Source organism: Methylobacterium tarhaniae, from assembly GCF_001043955.1.
Lineage (GTDB): Bacteria > Pseudomonadota > Alphaproteobacteria > Rhizobiales > Beijerinckiaceae > Methylobacterium > Methylobacterium tarhaniae.
This window is the reverse complement of sequence record NZ_LABZ01000069.1, coordinates 1-18,664: the sequence shown is the minus strand read 5'-3', so window position 1 is coordinate 18,664 and position 18,664 is coordinate 1. Positions and strand designations below refer to the sequence as shown.

At 71.8% G+C, this 18,664-nt stretch carries 17 protein-coding genes; 11 read left to right on the top strand and 6 right to left on the bottom strand.

Annotation, left to right across the window (positions count from 1 at the left end):
* Positions 1-18 precede the first annotated feature (18 nt).
* From VQ03_RS10840 to VQ03_RS10825, 5 genes are all read right to left on the bottom strand, one after another.
* Positions 19-486, bottom strand: a complete 468-nt coding sequence (locus VQ03_RS10840; RefSeq protein ID WP_083467924.1) for a YaiI/YqxD family protein — start codon at positions 484-486, stop codon at positions 19-21.
* 5 nt (positions 487-491) lie between these two features.
* Positions 492-683 (bottom strand): hypothetical protein, encoded by a 192-nt coding sequence (locus VQ03_RS33715; RefSeq protein WP_083467923.1) that lies wholly within the window; start codon positions 681-683, stop codon positions 492-494.
* 225 nt (positions 684-908) lie between these two features.
* Positions 909-2,060, bottom strand: a complete 1,152-nt coding sequence (locus tag VQ03_RS10835) for a glycosyltransferase family 4 protein (protein ID WP_048450886.1) — start codon at positions 2,058-2,060, stop codon at positions 909-911.
* Positions 2,061-2,065: 5 nt separating this feature from the next.
* Positions 2,066-3,082: a glycoside hydrolase family 5 protein gene (locus tag VQ03_RS10830; protein ID WP_048450885.1), complete on the bottom strand. Its 1,017-nt coding sequence runs from the start codon at positions 3,080-3,082 to the stop codon at positions 2,066-2,068.
* Position 3,083: 1 nt separating this feature from the next.
* Positions 3,084-4,445 carry a lipopolysaccharide biosynthesis protein gene (locus VQ03_RS10825; RefSeq protein ID WP_048450884.1) on the bottom strand — a complete coding sequence of 454 codons (1,362 nt, stop codon included), beginning with the start codon at positions 4,443-4,445 and terminating at the stop codon, positions 3,084-3,086.
* 352 nt (positions 4,446-4,797) lie between these two features.
* Between VQ03_RS10825 and VQ03_RS10820 the strand changes: the two genes are divergently transcribed.
* The 5 genes from VQ03_RS10820 to VQ03_RS30960 all read left to right on the top strand — a co-directional run bounded on the left by VQ03_RS10820 (position 4,798) and on the right by VQ03_RS30960 (position 10,137).
* A complete protein-coding gene (locus VQ03_RS10820) occupies positions 4,798-5,607 on the top strand; it encodes a WecB/TagA/CpsF family glycosyltransferase (protein ID WP_048450883.1) in 810 nt (269 codons plus the stop codon).
* 174 nt (positions 5,608-5,781) lie between these two features.
* Positions 5,782-7,566 (top strand): alpha/beta fold hydrolase, encoded by a 1,785-nt coding sequence (locus tag VQ03_RS10815; protein WP_083467921.1) that lies wholly within the window; start codon positions 5,782-5,784, stop codon positions 7,564-7,566.
* Positions 7,567-7,581: 15 nt separating this feature from the next.
* Positions 7,582-8,475, top strand: coding sequence for a glycosyltransferase family 2 protein (locus tag VQ03_RS10810; protein ID WP_053078499.1), 894 nt, complete (start codon positions 7,582-7,584; stop codon positions 8,473-8,475).
* Between the two features lie 509 nt (positions 8,476-8,984).
* Positions 8,985-9,236: a hypothetical protein gene (locus VQ03_RS10805; RefSeq protein WP_048450882.1), complete on the top strand. Its 252-nt coding sequence runs from the start codon at positions 8,985-8,987 to the stop codon at positions 9,234-9,236.
* 25 nt (positions 9,237-9,261) lie between these two features.
* Complete coding sequence (locus VQ03_RS30960) at positions 9,262-10,137, top strand: ATP-grasp domain-containing protein (RefSeq protein ID WP_053078498.1); 876 nt, start codon at positions 9,262-9,264, stop codon at positions 10,135-10,137.
* A gap of 183 nt (positions 10,138-10,320) precedes the next feature.
* On the opposite strand, the gene VQ03_RS10795 is transcribed toward VQ03_RS30960, so the two are convergent.
* Complete coding sequence (locus VQ03_RS10795) at positions 10,321-12,258, bottom strand: SDR family NAD(P)-dependent oxidoreductase (protein ID WP_048450881.1); 1,938 nt, start codon at positions 12,256-12,258, stop codon at positions 10,321-10,323.
* 168 nt (positions 12,259-12,426) lie between these two features.
* Between VQ03_RS10795 and VQ03_RS10790 the strand changes: the two genes are divergently transcribed.
* The 6 genes from VQ03_RS10790 to VQ03_RS10765 all read left to right on the top strand — a co-directional run bounded on the left by VQ03_RS10790 (position 12,427) and on the right by VQ03_RS10765 (position 18,576).
* Positions 12,427-13,521, top strand: a complete 1,095-nt coding sequence (locus VQ03_RS10790) for a CgeB family protein (RefSeq protein WP_048450880.1) — start codon at positions 12,427-12,429, stop codon at positions 13,519-13,521.
* Complete coding sequence (locus tag VQ03_RS10785) at positions 13,518-14,645, top strand: CgeB family protein (RefSeq protein ID WP_048450879.1); 1,128 nt, start codon at positions 13,518-13,520, stop codon at positions 14,643-14,645. Before VQ03_RS10790 ends, VQ03_RS10785 begins: the two co-directional genes overlap by 4 nt.
* Before the next feature lie 145 nt (positions 14,646-14,790).
* A complete protein-coding gene (locus tag VQ03_RS10780) occupies positions 14,791-15,816 on the top strand; it encodes a UDP-glucuronic acid decarboxylase family protein (RefSeq protein WP_048450878.1) in 1,026 nt (341 codons plus the stop codon).
* A gap of 76 nt (positions 15,817-15,892) precedes the next feature.
* A complete protein-coding gene (locus tag VQ03_RS10775; RefSeq protein ID WP_048450877.1) occupies positions 15,893-16,675 on the top strand; it encodes an alpha/beta fold hydrolase in 783 nt (260 codons plus the stop codon).
* Positions 16,676-17,192: 517 nt separating this feature from the next.
* On the top strand, positions 17,193-17,609 hold the full coding sequence (locus VQ03_RS10770; RefSeq protein ID WP_048450876.1) for an ester cyclase: 417 nt from the start codon (positions 17,193-17,195) through the stop codon (positions 17,607-17,609).
* A 34-nt stretch (positions 17,610-17,643) separates the two neighbouring features.
* Positions 17,644-18,576: a glutathione S-transferase family protein gene (locus VQ03_RS10765; RefSeq protein WP_048450875.1), complete on the top strand. Its 933-nt coding sequence runs from the start codon at positions 17,644-17,646 to the stop codon at positions 18,574-18,576.
* Positions 18,577-18,664 lie beyond the last annotated feature (88 nt).

Sequence of the window (18,664 nt, the reverse complement as noted above, 5' to 3'; positions counted from 1 at the left end):
AGTTCGCGGCGGCCCGGCTCAGCCGCCTTGGGCGTTGCGCCGCAGCCGGACCAGGACCCGGTCGAGGGCGCCGAGGAAGGCGGAGCGGTCCTTGGCCGAGAACGGCTTCGGGCCGCCGGTCACCGCGCCCGCCTCGCGCAGGGACTGCATCAGGTCCCGGGTGGCGAGCGCCATGCCGACGGAGGAATCGGTGAAGGCTTTGCCGGTGGGAGCGAGCACGCTCGCCCCGGCCTTCACGCAGCGGCTCGCCAGCGGCACGTCGGCGGTGATCACGACCGCCTGCGGCCCGGCCCGCTCGGCGATCCAGTCGTCGGCGGCGTCGAGCTTGTCCGAGACGATCACCCGCTCGATCCACGGCTCGCGCGGGATGGCGATGAAGCTGTTCGCCACCACTATCACATGGGCGCCGTGCCGCCCGGCGACGCGGTAGACCTCGTCCTTGACCGGGCAGGCATCGGCGTCGACGTAGATGGTGATGCCCGGCATGGCGCTCAGGTGCCCGGGTTGAGGAAGAGGCTGTCGAATTCCGGCGGCGCGTAGTCCCGCCCGGTGATGTCGGTGATGACGACGTGGTCGTGGCCCTCGGCCTCGAGTTCCTGCGCCTTCTCCAGCGCGCCCTCCGGCGAGGTGCGCTGGTGCGAGAGCGGGCCGGTGGCGGTGTGGGCGGTCACGACGAGGTGCATCGGCATCCTGGTGCGGGCGGGTCTCGGACCCTTGTCGCACGATCGCGTGCGACGCGGCGAGCCCCGGCAGGGGAGGGGAGCGCGGCGGCCCGGTATGGGAAGGGGGGCTGATGCCGGACCGCCGCTCTCGCCGCCCGGCGAGCCGGCGCGGCCCCGACAGGGTCGGGGAAGAGGGTTAACGGTGCGTTGACGGGGTCGCGGCGGCGGAACGCGCGCGAGCACCGGTCACGCCGCCGTCGCGGCCACCGTCTGCCCGGCCCCGGCGAGCGCCGCCCGATAGGTCGCGACGTAGCGGGCCGCGACGCTCGCCCAGCGATAATCCGACAGGTCTTCCGTGCCGCGCACGATCGCGCCCTGCTCCAGGCGGTCATACGCCGCGCGGATCGTGCCGGCCGTCGCATAGGCGTCGGCGAAATCGCACAAGGAAATCAAGGGGTGACGCTTCTTGAGCCAAGCGAAGGCGTCGTTGGGATGGGCCACCGGAACGAGCCCGGCGCTCAGCGCCTCGATCAGCGCGATCCCGAATCCCTCGTATTGCGAGGCCGAGACGAACAGGCTCGACTGCCCGATCAGCGCCCGGACGGCCGGCGCGTCGAGGCCGGTATGCAGCGTGACCGCGCCGGCGAGGCCCAGCCGGTCGATCTCGGCGGTGAGCGCGCCTTCCGTCACGTCGGACGGCACCCCGACGATCCGCAGCCGCCAGCCGGCGCCGTCGGCGTTCAGCGCCTGCATCACCGCGAGCAGGCGGTCGAGGCGCTTGTTGTGGGCGAAGCGGCCGATGGTCAGGAGCGCGCGGCGCGGCTCGGGAGAGGCGGCGCCGGCGAACTTCTCCAGGTCGACGCCGTTCTGGATCACCGCGACGCCGCCCGGCACGATGCCGGCGAACAGCCGGGCGTCGCTCTCGCTGCAGGCGACGACCGCCTCGTAGCCGCGCACGCTCATCCGGGTCGGTCCCTCGAACCAGAGCTTCTTCAGCCGCGAATGCGCGTCGGTGTGGAAGAAGCCGCCATGGGTCGTCGCCACCATCGGCCGGCGGTGCAGGGGCTTGGCCAGCGCGAAGGCATCGAAGAAGAAGTCGATGGCGTGGACGTGGACGAGGTCGGCGTCGCCGAGATGCCGGAACGCGGACGGCGCGACCGGATAGCGGTGCGAGCCGAAGAACGGGATCCGCTCGATCTCGATCCCCTCGAGGCGCTCCCGCGCCGGCAGCCGCGCCTCGGGCCGCGAGAACAGCCGGTCGAGGGTCAGCACCCGCACGCGGTGGCCGAGGCGGGCCTGCTCGCGGGCGAGGTTGGCGACGAAATCCTCGAGCCCGCCGCGATTGGGCAGGAACTGGCGGACCACGTGCAGGATCGAGAGGGGGGCGGGAATCGGCATGGCGCTCACGGCTCGCAGGACGGCTTCGCCTGGGCGGCGGCCTGGATCGCGGCCACGACCGGGGCGGTGGCCCCGGCCGGGTCGAGCCTCAAGGGATAGTCCGGTGCCCAGAGGTCGCCGGCGGCCCAGACGGTCCAGCCGACCCATTGCTTCGGGTTCGCGTTGACATGGGTCAGCACCGCCTGCAGGCGCTCCGGGCAGCCCCGGCGGCCGGAGGCGCCGATCTCGCCGAGGAAGGCACGGCGCCCGTTCTGCGCCAGCCAGCCGGTCAGGCGCTCCACCGCCTGCAGGGCGTCGGCGCCGCGGCTGCACTCGGCATGGGTGCCGGAATAGTCGGCATCGAGGTACTGGTGCACCTCGTAGGCGACGTTCTTGCCCGGATCGACCACGCCGAGCATGACCGCGGCGTTGTTGCCGGTCGGCAGGTCGGCCGTCCAGCTATGCGCCCCGCTCCAGCCGGAGCCCGGCACCAGCACGAGGTGCGCGGCCCCCGCCTCCCGGATCGCCGCGATGGCGGCGTTGGCGGAGATGAGCCAGCGCTCGGCCGGGATGTCGTGCGGCTCGTTCATCAGCCCGAACACCACGGAGGGGTCGCCGCGGAAGTGCTGCGCCAGGCGCCGCCAGACATCCGCGAAGGCCTCCGGCGTCACCATCTCGGTGCCGATGCGCGCCTTGCCGTAATAGGCGTAGTTGTGCAGGTCGATCACCGTGCGCAGGCCCGCCTGGGTCGCGGCCGAGACAGCGGTTTCGAGGCGGCCGAGCTCTTCCGGGTCGAAGGGCTGGCGAAGGTTCGGCTGCAGGCGCTCCCAGCGGATCGGCAGCCGCATCGCCGTGAGGCCGAGGGCCGCGAAGCGGCTGATCGTCGAGGCCGACGGGTAGAGGTAGTCGAAGCCGTAGCGTCCCGGGACCGTGCCGAATTCGGCCCCGCTGATGTTGACGCCGCGCAGGCAGGCGGGCGCCGCCGCGGCGGGGGCAGGGGGAAGCGCCAGGATCGCGCAGGCGAGGGCAAGGAGGCGGCGCATCTCACTCCGCCGCCTGCGCGGTGGCTGAAACGGGGATCGGCGCAGGGCCCCAGGCCCGGCGGGTGAAGAAGGCGGTGGCGCGGCTGTCGACGCTCCAGTTCGCCCGCACCCAGCGGGCGAGCACCAGGTTGATGACGACCGTCCAGCCGACATTCGCCACGGCGACGCCGAGGATGCCGAACGGCACCGCCACGAGGCAGAGGAGGACCGCGTAGAGCGAGAACAGGACCGCGTTGCTGACCAGGATGTAGCGCTCGCCGCCGCCGATCGTCAGCAGCGAGGCGCCCGGCCCGAAGAACGCGATGACCACCGAGGACAGGCTGAGCACCGTCAGCACGTCGGTATGGGCGACGAAATCCGGCTTGAACAGGGCGAGCGCGAAGGGCGCGCCGAACGCCATCACCACGGCGCCGACGGAGGAGATCGCGAAGCTCGCCAGCGACAGCCGGCCGATCAGGCGCTGCGCGCCCTCCCGGTCGCGGGCCTGGAAATGGCGCGCGATCATCGGCAGGCTGACCGTGTCGATCGCCGCGCTCGGCAGGTTGACCAAGGTGGCGTAGCGCAGGGCCACGAAGTAGAACGCCGCCTGCTCCATGCCGAGCAGGGCGCCGACGATCACGGTCTCGAGGAAAGCCGTCGCCGCCACCATCACGTTGTTGGCGGTGAACAGCAGGCTCTCGCCGCGCCAGGCCGGCGCCTTCTCCGGGTGGCGGAAGCCGCCGCGCCAGGAATCCCAGCCGTGATGCGCGGCGAGGTGGCCGACCTGGTAGAGCGCCATCACGAGGAGCAGCCCCAGCACGATCGCCATCGCCGCGGTGGCGCCGGTCAGCAGGCCGAGGAGCGAGGCGCCCCAGAGCAGCACCGAGCAGGCGCCGCGCCAGATCACCTCCCGGGGCAGGAGCGCGAGCCAGATGCGGCCGTGGACGCGGAAATAGCTCTGAAGGTACTCGCTGAGCGCGAACACCGCCGCGAAGGCGCAGGCGAGGTGGAGCCGGTGATAGGGGTCCGGCAGGGCCTCCTCGGCGACGAACACCACCGCGCTCGATGCCAGCATCAGGGCGATCGCGGCCGTGAGCCAGCCGAGGTTGTAGCGGACCAGCGCGTCGTTGTGCGGCACGAGGCCATCCTGCGCGCGGTAATGCTTCAGCACCAGGTTCTGCTGGCCGAATACCGCGATCAGCCCGAGCCCGCTGCCGAGCGAGAACAGGAAGACGTAGACGCCGTATTCGTAGGTGGTGAGGAGCCGGCTCGCGACGAGGAGCATCACGAAGCCGAGCACGGCGCTGGCGATCCGCGCCACGAAAGCCGAGGCGAATTGCTGCGAGCGGGCCGATCGGCGAAGCCGCGCGACGAGGGTCAGCATCAGGTCCGCGCCTCTGGATGAGCGCGGGGTTCCGCGCCCGCCGCTCCGGCCTCCGGGGTAGCAGCCATCCCCTATCGGGACTTTAACGCGGCCCCGCGCCTTGCGGCGATCACCGCGAAACAGTGCGGAGTCACGCTCAAGACGACAAGCTTAGCCATTCAACACGATCCCGACATGAGCTTTTCGGAATGAGTCAAACCCCTCGTTAACCCTGCGTTGAATTAAGGCTGCATCTCGGGCGGGGGAGAATGCATTCATTTTGCTCGGGGCGGGACCGGTCGGGACTTCTTCATCGATCGCCACGATGGTCTTGCCTCGACACGGATCATCCACCCCACCTCGGAAGCGTGCCATGCCTGACCGCGCCCTCGACCCGGCGCCCCGAGCTGCGAGCATCGACCGGCTCGACATCGAAGGCGTCACCGTCAGCGACCTCACCCGCGACGAGCTGTTCGGGCGCCTGCGCGACGCCCTCGACCGGCGCGGGCAACTCTGCCTCGGCTTCTGCAACGCCAACATGCTGCTGAAGGCGTTGTGCCTGCCGGCCTATGCCGCGTCCCTGCGCAGCCTCCTGCTCGTCAGCGACGGCCTGGGCATCGACCTGTGCTCGGGACTGTTCCGCGGCCGTCTCTTCCGCGAGAACCTCAACGGCACCGACCTGATCCCGGCCTTCCTGGCCGCCGAGACCGCACCGCGCTCGCTGTTCCTGCTCGGCGCCAAGCCCGGCATCGCCGAGGCGGCGGCGCGCAACTGGGCGCTCCTCCATCCGCAGCACCGGATCGTCGGCGTGCGGCACGGCTACTTCGCGCCCGAGGAGACGGGCGCCGTGCTCGCCGAGATCAATGCCGCAGCGCCGGACATCCTGCTCGTCGCCCTCGGGAATCCGGCCCAGGAGATGTTCATCGCCGAGCACGCGCACCGGATCGACGCGCGCGTGCTGATGGGAGTCGGCGCCCTGCTCGACTACACCGCCGGAGCGTCGACCCGCGCCCCTGCGGCGTTTCGTCTCGCGCGGCTCGAATGGCTGTTCCGCCTCCTGCGCGAGCCGCGCCGCCTCGGGCGGCGCTACACCGTCGACATCGTGGTCTTCGTGGCCATGATCCTCCGCCTGCGGCTCGCGAGCCTGGCACGAAACCGCCCGGTCCGTGTCGCCCGCTCGTGACGCCGGGCCCGCTCGACCCCAGGCGATCCGACGGCTTACAATCCAGAAACTTGCAATCCGGCAACTTGGAAACTGTCGGGCCGTCGATACGATAGCAAAGCTGAAGACCCAGGACAGTTCACGATGGCAACGCGATCGGGCGCTGCTCCGGGCGAGAGAGAAGGAACTGCGCGGATGCTGACCGACGGCGTGGGCGTTGCGCCCGCCATGGGGGAGCCGGTTCCGGTCGCGCTCGGCGATGCGTTCGGCTGGTACAGCCCGGGATCGCACCGGCGCGGCGTGCTGCTCTGCGGCACCTTCGGGAGCGAGCAATGGTGCGCCTACCGCTCGTGGCGCGAGCTCGCCGGCATGACCGCCCGGAGCGGCTGCCCGACCCTGCGCTTCGACTATCCGGGCCAGGGCGATTCGCGCGACCCGGCGGGGCCCGAGATCCCGGCGGCGCGCGACGCGATCCGGGCCGGCATCGCGTTCCTGCGCGAGCGGGCGGGGGTGGACGAGGTCGTCGTGGTGGGCCTGCGGCTGGGCGCCACCCTGGCGGCGCTCGCGGGCGAGGGGATCGACCGGCTGGTGATGCTCGCGCCCTTCGTGACCGGCAAGGCCTATCGCCGCGAGATGGCGATGCAGTCGCGGCTCATCGACGTGCTGCCCGACCGGACGCCGATGCCGCAGGAGCCCGACTCGCTGATGGTCGGCAGCTTCCTTCTCGGCCCTCAGACCCTCGCCGACCTCGCGCGGATCGACCTGTCGGCGGCGGAGCGCGCCCCGGCGCCGCGGATCCTGATGCTGGGGCCGAAGGTCGAGGCACTGGCCGAGCGCTACCGGTCCCTCGGGAGCCAAGTCGAGACCGGGCCGTTCCCGGACCTGACGCAGCTCGTCTCCGACCCGCTCTTCTCCCGAACCCCCGACCAGACCTTCGAGGTGGTGCGCGGCTTCGTCGTCGCCGGGGCGCCCGCGCCCGCCGCGTCCCTGCCAACTTTGTCCTTGCCGCCCTGCCGGCTCGAGGACGCGGCTTGGCGCGAGGAGGTGTCGCGCTTCGGCCCGGGCCTCGTCGGCATCCTGTGCCGGCCGGCGGGAGCCTGGGGCGGCGACACCGTTCTGGTGGTCAATTCCGGGCGCAACCCGCGGGCCGGGCACGGGCGGCAGACGACGCGGTTATCCCGGCGGCTGGCCGAGGCCGGGATCGCCTCGTTCCGCTTCGACCTGCGCGGCATCGGCGACAGCCTCGACCGGCCCGACGGCTCGCTGCCGCTCTACGCGGCCGACTCGGTCGCCGACGTCACGGCGGCCGTCGACCACCTGGTGGCCTCCGGCTACGCGCCCGGCGTGGTCATGGGCAATTGCAGCGGCGCCTACCAGGCGTTCCAGGCCCTCAGCCGCGATCCCCGGCTGCGCGCCGCTCTGCTGGTGAACCTGTACTGCTTCGACCTGAAGCCCGGCACCGACGTCGAGACCATGGTGCGGGACACGTTTCGCCATAGCCAGAGCTACATGGAGCGGGCGCGGCAGGGCCGGTTCTGGCGCCGGATCGTGACCGGCGATCTCGGCCTGGCGAAGATCGCCCGCGCGCTCCTGCGCGACGGCGCGGCGCGCCTCGATCGCTGGACCGCCCGGATGCCGTGGCGCACTTGGCGCGGCACCAGCGTCGCCGGGCGGGTGGCGCGGCTGCGCCGCCGCGGCGCCCGGATCTGCATGGTCTACAGCGCCGACGACCTCGGGATCGCGGCGGTGCGGGCGCATTTCGGCAGCGCGGACGCGCGGATCGCGCGCCGCCTCGGCTACCCGGTCCAGATCCTCGACGGCACCGACCACAACCTGAGCCGCGCGATCGACCAGGACCGCGTCTTCACGATCCTCAAGCAGGTCGTGCGCGAGACACGGCCGGACGCCGCCGAGCCGGCGACGGCGCGTCCGGCTCAGGCCCCGGGCGACCTGTCCCTGCGACTGTCCCGCAGCGGCTGACGACCCGACCCGACGATGAGCCTCGAGCCCACCATGCCCTCCGCCCCCCCGCCGCTCGTCTCCCTGCTCGTCTGCACCAAGGGCCGCTCGGCGCAGCTCGAACGGCTGTTCGACTCCCTGCTGGTCCAGACCTGCCGGACCTTCGAGGTGGTGCTGGTCGACCAGAACGAGCCCGGCCTCCTGGAGCCGATCATGGCGCGCTACCGCGACCGGCTCGCGATCGACCATATCCGCTCGGCCCCGGGCCTCTCGCGGGCCCGCAATGTCGGGCTCGCCCGCTGCCGCGCCGGCCTGGTCGCCTTCCCGGACGACGATTGCTGGTACCCGGACGGCCTCGTCGCCGAGGTGGTGCGGCTCTTCGCCGAGCACCCGGAGGCCGACGCCGTGACCGGGCGCACCCTCGACGCGACGGGCCGCGAATCCCTCGGCGCGTTCCTGGCCGCCGACCAGGCGGTCGACCGGCGCAACGTGTGGTTCGCCGGCAATTCGAACGGCCTGTTCGTGCGCGCCGCCGCCGCCCGCGCCGTGGGCGGCTTCGACGAGAGCCTGGGCGTCGGGGCGTCCACCCCGTTCCGCTCCGGCGAGGAGACCGATTTCCTGTTGCGTCTCCTCGGGCAGGGGAGGGGGGTGGTGTTCCGCCACGGCCTCGTCGTCCATCACGACCAGGTCGCCGCGACCGGCCGCCACAGGCGCGCCGCCGACTATGCCCGCGGCTTCGGCCGGGTGCTGCGGCTCCACCGCTACGGCCTCGCCTATCTCGGCTTCCGCCTCGCCCGCTTCACCGCGAGCGGCGGCCGCGCGCTCCTGCGGCGGGACACGGGGACCGCTCTCGACAAGGCGTTGTGGGCGATCGGGACTGTGGCGGGGTACTGCGCCGGACGGACGGACGGCGCGCCGGCGGGAGAATAGGCCGGCGGTTCCGGGCCGGCCGGTCGCGGGGCGTGTCCGCCTTGAAGCCGCCTCCGGCGGGGTCTTCGGAAAATTCCGGGCCGGGCGCGCAAGGCCCGCGAGCCGGAGGGCGTCGCATCACGCCAGGGCACGCGGCAGATCCTCGTCCCGCCGCTCCACAGACCTCGAGGCGAGACGGGAAAAGCGGCCCGGGGATGTCGGCCCGACGGTCGGGACGGCGCACTCCTCCGGCCATCAGCAAGTCTTCGAGCCAAAACAACTTGACGAGATGGCACATGTTTGCTTAGCGGAACATCGCGACAAGTATTACTGTCGCATCATTTGATCCTATATTTTTGCACATAGGAAATTGATTTCCAGCAATCAATCCAGAACGATGTTGCCTCACAAGGGTCCATATCATAAACAAATCAGCGCTACGCGACACAATCGAACGCACATCGAGCACCACAAAATACAATCAATTTGCGCGAATTGCCCGCTCATAGCAAAAAATACAGGAGAATAAAATGGGTTTACAGGCTACAAAGGCCTATTCGGCGAAAGATATCCAGAGCGACCTGCGGAACATCACGGACGATAACACGATCACGGTCGAAATTAAGGAACTCGGCCATGGCAACGCGACGCTCTTGGTCAATGGGACGCAGCTGGCCAGCTCGTTCTCGGCCCAGGGCTCCAAGATCGTCTGGGCCAAGGCGATGCAGCCGCTGATCAAGGACGTTCTGGGCGGCGACACGATCAACTGGGCGAATTCCTGACGCCGCGTCGCCGGGCCGGTCCGCCGTGACAACCATCGCCGGGGAATGCCGCGGCCTGCGCACCGCCTACGTGCAGACGCCGAACGAGGACGACCTCGTGCGGTGGGCGGCGGCGCCCGAGACCGCGCCCGGCGACGGGTCGATCCTGCGCGATCTGCGCGAGCACCACGCGGTGCTCGCGCAGCGCGGCGTGCCGGTCGTCCCGCTCCATCCGTCGGACCTGCGCGACCTCGAGGGGCGGCTGCCGTCCGACGAGGTGTTCGTCTCGGCCGACCTGGGGGTCTGCTGGCGGCTGCTCGACGCGCTCGGCCGCACCGGCCGGATCGTCGGCTCCTATCCGGCCAGCCTCGAACCCTACCTGCATCGCCGCTGGTGGCTGGCGAAGGGGGAAGCCCTGGCCTCGCCGACGGCCGACGGGCCGGTCTTCGTCAAGCCGTGCCGACCGCGCATCGTCGGGGCGAAGCGGCTTCGCGGGCGCGTGGTCCCGAGCCTGCGCTCCCTGGGACCGCTGCCGCCGGTCCTCGACACCGAATGGTTCTTCTGCAGCGAGCCGGTCGGGTGGTACTCCGAATACCGGTGCTACGTCCTGCACTCGCGCCTTCTCGGCATCCACCCCTATCGCATTCTCGGGGCTGGCGTGTCGCGCGTCGATTGCCGCCAGGTCGAAGACCTGCTGCCCGGCCTCAGGCCGACGGACGCCCTCCTCGGCGAGATGATCGCGCGGCTCGACGCGGCCGGGCAGTCGGTGGCCGGATACGCCCTCGATGTCGGGCTCACCGACCGGGGCGACATGGCGCTGATCGAGATGAACGACGGGTTCGCGCTGGCCAATAACGGGCTGGCGCCCCCCGACCATCTCGACCTGCACTGCGCCCGATGGCGCGAACTCATGACCCGATAGCGACGCGCCGCCCGGCACGGCGGGCGTGGCCGGATCGCGCGGGCAGGTTCATCCGCGAGGCGAGGCCGGCCCGGCGCCGTCCTGAGCAGGCATGCGTTGGCAAGCCAGCGCTTCGTCCGCTCAAGCTCTTGCTTGGACGCAGATTTTTGTCGCAAACCCGGCGACCGCTTCTGCGAAATCTGCTTAGCCCGCGCCGGACAAAGCCGGCGCCTCGACCCCCGCCCGCTGCAGGAAGTCCGGGATCGCCTCCCCGAACACCCGGTCCGCCGCCGCCCGGTCGTCCGCCGCCACGGAAGCGGCCAGCCGGTCGAGCCAGGCCTGCAACTGGGCGCGGTCGGCGAAGACCGGCTTGGCCGCCATCACGCCGTCGATGCCGGCGAGGTTCACCATCGGCTCGTCGCGGGCGAACAGGATCTCGTTCAGGCGCTCGCCCGGGCGGGCGCCGGTGACGACCACGTCGATATCCTCGCCGGGCTCGAAGCCGGCGAGCCGGATCATCCGCTCGGCGAGGTCGCGGATGCGCACCGGCTGGCCCATCTTGAGCACGTAGACGGCGGCGCGCTGGTCGCCGGCCCCCGGGTCGCGGGCCTCGCGGTCGGCGTGGGAGGCGGCGGTGAGCACGAGGTCGGCCGCCTCGCGCACCGTCATGAAGTAGCGCACCATGTCGGGGTGGGTGAGGGTCACCGGTCCGCCGCGGGCGATCTGCGCCTTGAACACCGGCACCACCGAGCCGACAGAGCCCAGCACGTTGCCGAAGCGCACCGCCACCAGGCGGGTCTCGTCGGGCGCACGGCCGGCATCGAGGGCCTGGGCGTACATCTCGGCGAAGCGCTTGGTGACGCCGAGCTGCGACACCGGCTCGATCGCCTTGTCGGTCGAGATCATCACCAGGGCCTTGGCGCCGGCGGCGAGCGTCGCATCCGCGACGTTGACCGAGCCGAAGACGTTGGTCTTGATCCCCTCGCTCCAGTCCCGCTCCAGGTAGGGCACCTGCTTCAACGCGGCGGCGTGGAAGACGTAGTCGGGCCGGAAGTCCTTCAGCACCCGGAACAGGCGGTCGCGGTCGCGGATGTCGGCGATGACCCCGCTGACCTCCGCCTCGGTGCCGGTCAGCGCCGGGCGGCTCAGGACCCCGTGCAGGGCGGGCTCGGAACTCTCCAGCACCAGGACGGCGCTCGCCCCGAAGGCGACGGCCCGGGCGCAGATCTCAGAGCCGATGGAGCCGCCGCCGCCCGTGACGACGACCCGCTGCCCGGTCAGGAAGTGCTCCAGCCGCGGCCGGTCGATGGCGACGGTCGGGCGCAGGAGCAGGTCCTCGATCTCGATCGGGGCCAGCTCCGCCCCACGGCCCGCATGGCCGAGGCTCGTCACCCGGGCGAGCGGCAGGCCGAGGCGGCGCGCCCGCGCGATCAGCGCCTCGGGCTCGGCCTCGGGGGCGAGCGCACTCGGGGTCGCGACGAGGCGGCGGATCGGCACGCCGCGCTGGATGAGCCCCGCCACCACCTCCTCCAGATCCGAGACGGCGCCGAGCACCGGCACGCCGCGCATGGTCTGGCCCTGCTCCTCGGCCCGGGGCGAGAGGATGCCCTTCGGGTCGAGCTTGCGCACGGCGCCCGATTCGATGGCGCGGAGCACCACCTCGATGTCGTGGCCGCGCCCGACCAGCAGGGTCGGGGTGCTGGCGGCCCGCGCCGCGCTCTGGCGTGACCGGCTGTACTTCAGGTACCGGAAGGCCAGCCGCGGCCCGCCGAGCAGGAAGATCTGCAGGACGAAGTAGAGCCCGATGGCGATCTTGCCGAAGAAGTAGATTCCGAACAGAGCCGGCGAGACCAGCACGTAGTCGAGCACCAGGAGCAGCAGCGTGAGGACCGCCACCGCCCGGACGATGTTGGCGAGGTCCGGCAGCGAGGCGAAGCGCCACTTGGTCCGGTAGAGCCCGAAGGCGCGGTAGACCAGGCCGGCGCAGGCCACGAAGGGCGGCAGCAGCACCGGCAGGTGCGCGAGCCGCTCCGTGAGGAGCGGGCCGTCGAACCGGATCACGAAGGTGAGGAGCACGGCGAGGGCCGTCGCCACGAGGTCGTGGACGATGATCGTCGCGGTCTTGAGGATCTGTCTGCGCATCGGGAGCCGGGCGCGGTATCGGCTGCGGCTTCCGCGGTGTCAACGCGGGGCCGTTGCGCCGACTTCTCGCCCGCGGGGATTTGCCAAACGCCGCCGCTCCGCCATCTGGGGATACAGTCAGGGAGCATCGCGGGTGCGCGGTGCGTAAGAGGGAGATCCCCGCGCCGCATGCCCAGCCTCGCCTTCTACGGCTCCAGCCTGCTCTCCGCCTACTGGAACGGTGCCGCCACCTATTACCGCGGCCTGATCCGCGACCTCGCCGGCCGGGGCTGGCGCACCACCTTCTACGAGCCCGACGCCTTCGAGCGCCAGCAGCACCGGGACATCGACCCGCCGGACTGGGCGACGGTGGTCGTCTACCCGGCCACCGAGGCGGCGGCGCGGGGCGTGATCGCCGAGGCGGCGAAGGCCGACGTGGTGGTGAAGGCCTCCGGCGTCGGCGTCTTCGACGACCTCCTGCTCGAGGAGCTGGCCCGGACCGCCCGGCCGGAGGCGGTGCGGCTGTTCTGGGACGTCGACGCGCCGGCGACGCTGGCCGAGATCGGCGCCGCCCCCGACCACCCGATGCGGCGGATCCTGCCGGATCTCGACCTCGTTCTCACCTATGGCGGCGGGCCGCCGGTGGTGGAGGCGTATCGGGGCTTCGGGGCGCGGGACTGCGTGCCGATCTACAACGCGCTCGATCCCGACACCCACCACCCGGTGCCGGCGCAGGCCCGGTTCGATGCCGACCTCGCCTTCCTGGGCAACCGGCTGCCCGACCGCGAGGCGCGGGTGGAGGAGTTCTTCCTGACCCCCGCCGCACGCCTGCCGGAGCGGCGCTTCCTCATCGGCGGCAACGGCTGGGAGTGGCGGGACCTGCCCGAGAACGTGCGCCGCATCGGCCACGTGCCGACGGCGGACCACAACGCCTTCAACACCTCGCCCCGCGCCGTGCTCAACATCGCCCGCGATTCGATGGCGGCGACCGGATGGTCGCCGGCGACCCGGGTGTTCGAGGCCGCCGGGGCCGGCGCCTGCCTGATCACCGACGCCTGGACCGGCCTGGAGATGTTCCTGACCGAGGGCGAGGAGGTGCTGGTCGCCCGCGACGGGCGCGACGTCGCCGCCCATGTCGAGGCGCTGACCGAGGAGCGGGCCCGGCGGATCGGGGAGGCGGCGCGCCGGCGCATCCTCGGCCAGCATACCTATGCGCGGCGCGGGGCCGAGGTCGACCGGCTGTTGCGCCGGGCGCTCGCCGCACGCCGGGGGACGGCAGCGTGAGCCGGCCCCTCGACCTCGTCGTTTTGGGCCTGAGCCTGTCCTCGTCCTGGGGCAACGGCCACGCCACCACCTACCGGGCGCTGCTCCGGGCCTTCGCGGAGCGGGGCCACCGGGTCACGTTCCTGGAGCGCGACGTGCCCTGGTACGCCGCCCATCGCGACCTCGCCGAGCCCGGCTATTGCAACCTCGTGCTCTACCGCGACCTCGCCGAACTCACCGCGCTGACGCCGCGGCTCGAAGCCGCGGATGCCGTGATGGTCGGTTCCTACGTGCCGGACGGCGTCGCGGTCGGGCAGATGGCGATTCGGGCCGCCCACCGGGCCGGCGCCGTCGCGTCCTTCTACGACATCGACACGCCGGTGACGCTGGCCAAGCTCGCCCGCGGCGACCACGAATACCTGACGCCGGAGCTGATCCGCGCCTACGACCTCTACCTGTCCTTCACCGGCGGCCCGACGCTCGCGCGGCTGGAGCGGGAGCACGGCGCGCCGATGGCCCGGGCGCTCTACTGCTCGGTCGATCCGGAGCATTACGCGCCGCGGGCGAGCCCGCTCCGCTACGACCTGAGCTATCTCGGCACCTACAGTCCCGACCGCCAGCCGACCCTGGAGCGGCTCCTGATCGAGCCCGCGCGCCGGGCGCCGCACCTGACCTTCGCCGTCGCCGGGCCGCAATACCCGGACACGATCGACTGGCCGGAGAACGTCGTGCGCCTCGACCATGTCGGCCCGGCCGACCACCCGGCCTTCTACGCCGCCAGCCGCTACACCCTGAACGTCACCCGCGCCGACATGATCGCCGCCGGCTACAGCCCGAGCGTGCGCCTGTTCGAGGCTGCCGCCTGCGGCACGCCGCTGATCTCCGATTCCTGGGACGGGCTCGACACCGTGCTCGCGCCGGGCCGCGAGATCCTGGTGGCGGAGGGGCCGGAGGCGGTGCTGGCGATCCTGGACGGCCGGGACGAGGCCGCCCGGACGGCGCTGGCGGAGGCCGCGCGGGCCCGGGTCCTCACCCGCCACACCGCCGCCTGCCGGGCGGCCGAACTCGAAGCCGCCCTGCACGCCGCCTTGCACCACGCCGCCTTGCACGATGCGGGGGCTGGCGGCATCCGTGCCGCACCCTAAAATACTTACACCCTGTATCGCAACGAGGGCGTGAGCGACGCGTTGGGTGCGGGTGCGGGTCCAGGAACAAAGATCCCGGATTCGTGAGGCGCCGTCGGGGCGCCCCGGGCGGTTCCGCCCAGCCAGGCCGAAGAGGATCGACCGCATGAGACACCGCGAGAGCACGCTCGTCCTGGTCGCCGGCGGGGCGGGGTTCCTGGGGTCTCACTTGTGCGATCGGTTGCTCGCCGAGGGGCACGAGGTCGTCTGCCTCGACCATCTCGGCACCGGCCGGCGCCGCAACCTGCGCCATCTCGAGCGCGAGCCGCGCTTCGATCTCGTCACCCACGACGTGGTCCAGCCCCTGCCGGCCCGGCTGCGGCGCCAGCGCTTCGCCCGGATCTACAATCTCGCCTGCCCGGCCTCGCCGCCGCATTACCAGGCCGACCCGGAGCACACCCTGCTCACCAGCGTGCTCGGCACCCGCCACCTGCTGCTGGCCGCCGAGGAATCCGGGGCGCGCCTCCTCCAGGCCTCGACCTCGGAGATCTACGGCGACCCGGAGATGCACCCGCAGGCGGAGGGCTATTGGGGCCACGTGAACCCGACCGGGCCGCGCGCCTGCTACGACGAGGGCAAGCGGGCGGCCGAGACGCTCTGCGCCGATTACGCCCGGGCCGGCCGAACCGCCGTGCGGGTGGCCCGCATCTTCAACACCTACGGGCCGCGGATGCGCGCCGATGACGGGCGGGTGGTCTCGAACGTCGTCTGCCAGGCGCTCGCGGGAGACGACATCACGGTCTACGGCGACGGCAGCCAGACCCGCTCGTTCTGCTACGTCGACGACCTGATCGACGGCCTCTACCGCCTGATGGAGCACGAGGCGCAGGCGCGCGACATCGGCGCGGTCAATCTCGGCAACCCGGTCGAGCTGACGGTGTCCGACCTGGTGCGCCGGGTGCTGGCGATGACGGGCTCATCGTCCGCGGTCGTCAACCACCCGCTGCCCGTCGACGATCCGCGCCGGCGCCGGCCCGACATCACCCGCGCGGGCGAGATCCTGGGCTGGGCCCCGCGCGTGCCGCTGGAGCAGGGCCTGCGCGCCACCGTCATGTGGTTCGCCGACGAGGCGGAGGACGGCCCGCGGGCCGCCTCGCGGACAGGGCTCGACGCGCCGGCGGCGGTGGCCTGACGCGCCGCCCTCGCGTTGCAGGGCCGCCCGGCCCTGAGCTAAGCCGGGCGCGACCTCGCGCGGGAGCCCCCTTGCCATGCAGACCTTCGACTCGGACGGCGTGCCGATCGCCTATATCGACGTCGCCCCCAAGATCGACGTCGCCTCCAAGGAAGGCGGGGCCGAGCCGATCCTGCTGATTCACGGCTTCGCGTCGAACCATGCCGTCAACTGGGTCAACACCTCCTGGGTGCGGACCCTGACCGGCGCCGGGCGGCGGGTGGTCGCCCTCGACAATCGCGGCCACGGCCGCAGCGGCAAGCTCTACGAGCCGGAGGCCTACGGCTCCGACCTGATGGCCGAGGATGCCCGCCGACTCCTCGACCACCTCGACATCCCCCGCGCCGACGTGATGGGCTACTCGATGGGGGCCCGGATCACCGCCTTCCTGGCGCTCGCCCATCCGGATCGCGTCCGCTCGGCCCTGCTCGGGGGGTTGGGCATCCACCTCGTCGAGGGGCGGGGATTGCCGGCCGGCATCTCGGAGGCGATGGAGGCCCCCTCCCGCGACGCGATCGCCGACCCGACGGCGCGGATGTTCCGGGTCTTCGCCGAGCAGACCGGCAGCGACCTGCGGGCGCTGGCCGCCTGCATGCGCGGCTCGCGCCAGACCCTGTCGCGGGCCGAGGTGGCGCAGATCGAGGTGCCGGTGCTCGTCGCGGTCGGCACCACCGACACGGTGGCGGGCTCCGGCCCCGCGCTCGCCGCCCTGATCCCGGAGGCTAAGGCCCTCGAGATCCCCAACCGCGACCACAACCTCGCGGTCGGCGACAAGGTGCACAAGGCCGGCGTGCTGGAGTTCCTGGACGCGCGGCCCTGAGAGGCGTCGACCGGGCCACGTCGGCGGGACATACTGCCATTCGGGCATGGGACAGCGGGCGCGACGACGCCCGGCTCCCGTGCCGGGGAGGGAATGATGACGGCAGATCCGCGGCAGGCTGAGACGGGGCCGGGCCGGCCGATCAGCCGAAACCCCACTCCACGACAGGCGCATCGAGCCCGCAGCGATCGGCTCGCCCACCCTCGACCCCATCCTGAGATGCCCGCATCGTGGGCCTTGAAGGAGCGCTCCAGACATCTCGGCGACTTCCGGAGGCCTCCTTCGAGGCTGCTTCGCACATTGTCAGGATGAGGTCGAAGGGGGAGCAGGACGCCTCCGGGACTGGCGCGAACCATCCTCCGTCCGCTCCCCGCATCGAGGGGCTTTCCGCTTCGCTGCACCTTGTGCGAGGATGAGGCCGTCCGGCGGGAACGGACCTCGACCAGATCGGTTGCGCACAAATAAATTACGGATGCCTGGCCGCCCCGGCGGCGTTCGCGCATCCAGGGAGGACGCCATGTCGATCGACGCCAACAAGGTTCTCGCCCGCGCCTACTTCGCCGCCTTCCTCGAACGGGACGAGGCGTGGTGGCAGCGGACCATCGCACCGGATTTCGTGCGCCACGACCCCGGCCTGAACTTCGAGGTGCGCGGCCCGGAGGGGGTGCGCCGGCTCGGCGAGGTGCTGCATGGCGGCGTGAGCGAGATGAAGCTGCCGATCGACGAGGTGATCGCCGAGGGCGACCGGGTGCTGGTGCGCCTGCGATTCCGGGGGCGGCACACCGGCGACCTGATGGGGCTCCCCGCCAGCGGCCGCAGCATCGACATCGCGGTGATGGACCTGTTCCGCATCGTCGACGGGCGCCTGGTGGAGCATTGGGCGCTCCTCGACAATCTCGGCCTCCTGAAGCAGGTCGGCGCCCTCCCGGCCTGACCTCCCCACGCATCCATCCACCGGGAGAGTCTTCATGTCCGCGCCGCAGATCGTCCTGCACCACTACGCCTTCTCGCCCTACGCCGAGAAGATCCGCCTCGCCCTCGGGATCAAGGGTCTCGACTGGGGCTCGGTCGACGTCGCGATGATGCCGCCGCGCCCGCTCCTCGCTCCGCTCGCCGGCGGCTACCGGCGCATCCCGGTGCTGCAGGTCGGCGCCGACATCTACTGCGACACCCACGCGATCCTGCCGGCCCTGGAGCGCCTCCACCCGGAGCCCAGCCTGTATCCGGGCTTCATCCCTGCCCTCGCCGAGGGCCTGACCTACGGCCTCGAGCGCGACCTCTGGCTCGCCGTCATCGGCATCACGGTGCATTTCGCCGGCGACCTGCCCGAGGCCTTCCTGCGCGACCGCAAGGACGACTACCTCTACGTCGACATCAGCCATGCCGCCATGGAACCGGATTTCGCCCGCAACGCCCAGCGGGTCGCGGCCTGGACCTGCTGGCTCGCGGCAGCCTTGTCCGAGAGCCGCCCATTCCTCGGCGGCGACCGGCCCGGGGTGGCGGACCTGGCGCATTACCACCTGCTCTGGCTGATGCGCGGCGGCGGGCGGGCCGGAGCGATCGACCAGCTGCTCGGGCTCGGGCCGATCCTCGGCTGGATCGAGCGGGTCGCCGCGCTCGGCCACGGCCGGCCGCGGGAGATGGGCGCCGAAGCCGCTCTCGACATCGCAAGGACCGCCGAGCCGGCGCCGATCGAGGCCGTGAACGCGGTGCCAGACCTGATCGCGGCCGCCCCGGGAGACGCCGTGACGGTGACACCGGACGACTTCGCCCGCGTGCCGGTCGAGGGCCGGCTCGTGGCCGTGGATGAGGGCCGTATCGTCATCCGCCGCGACGATCCGCAGGTCGGGACGCTGCACCTGCACTTCCCGCGGGCCGGCTTCACGGTGGCGAGAGGCTGAAGATCATTTCTCGCTCCTCACCGTTCGAGCCGACACCCTCCTGGTCATCCCGGGGCCGCGAAAGCGGAACCCGGGATGTTGGGGTGGA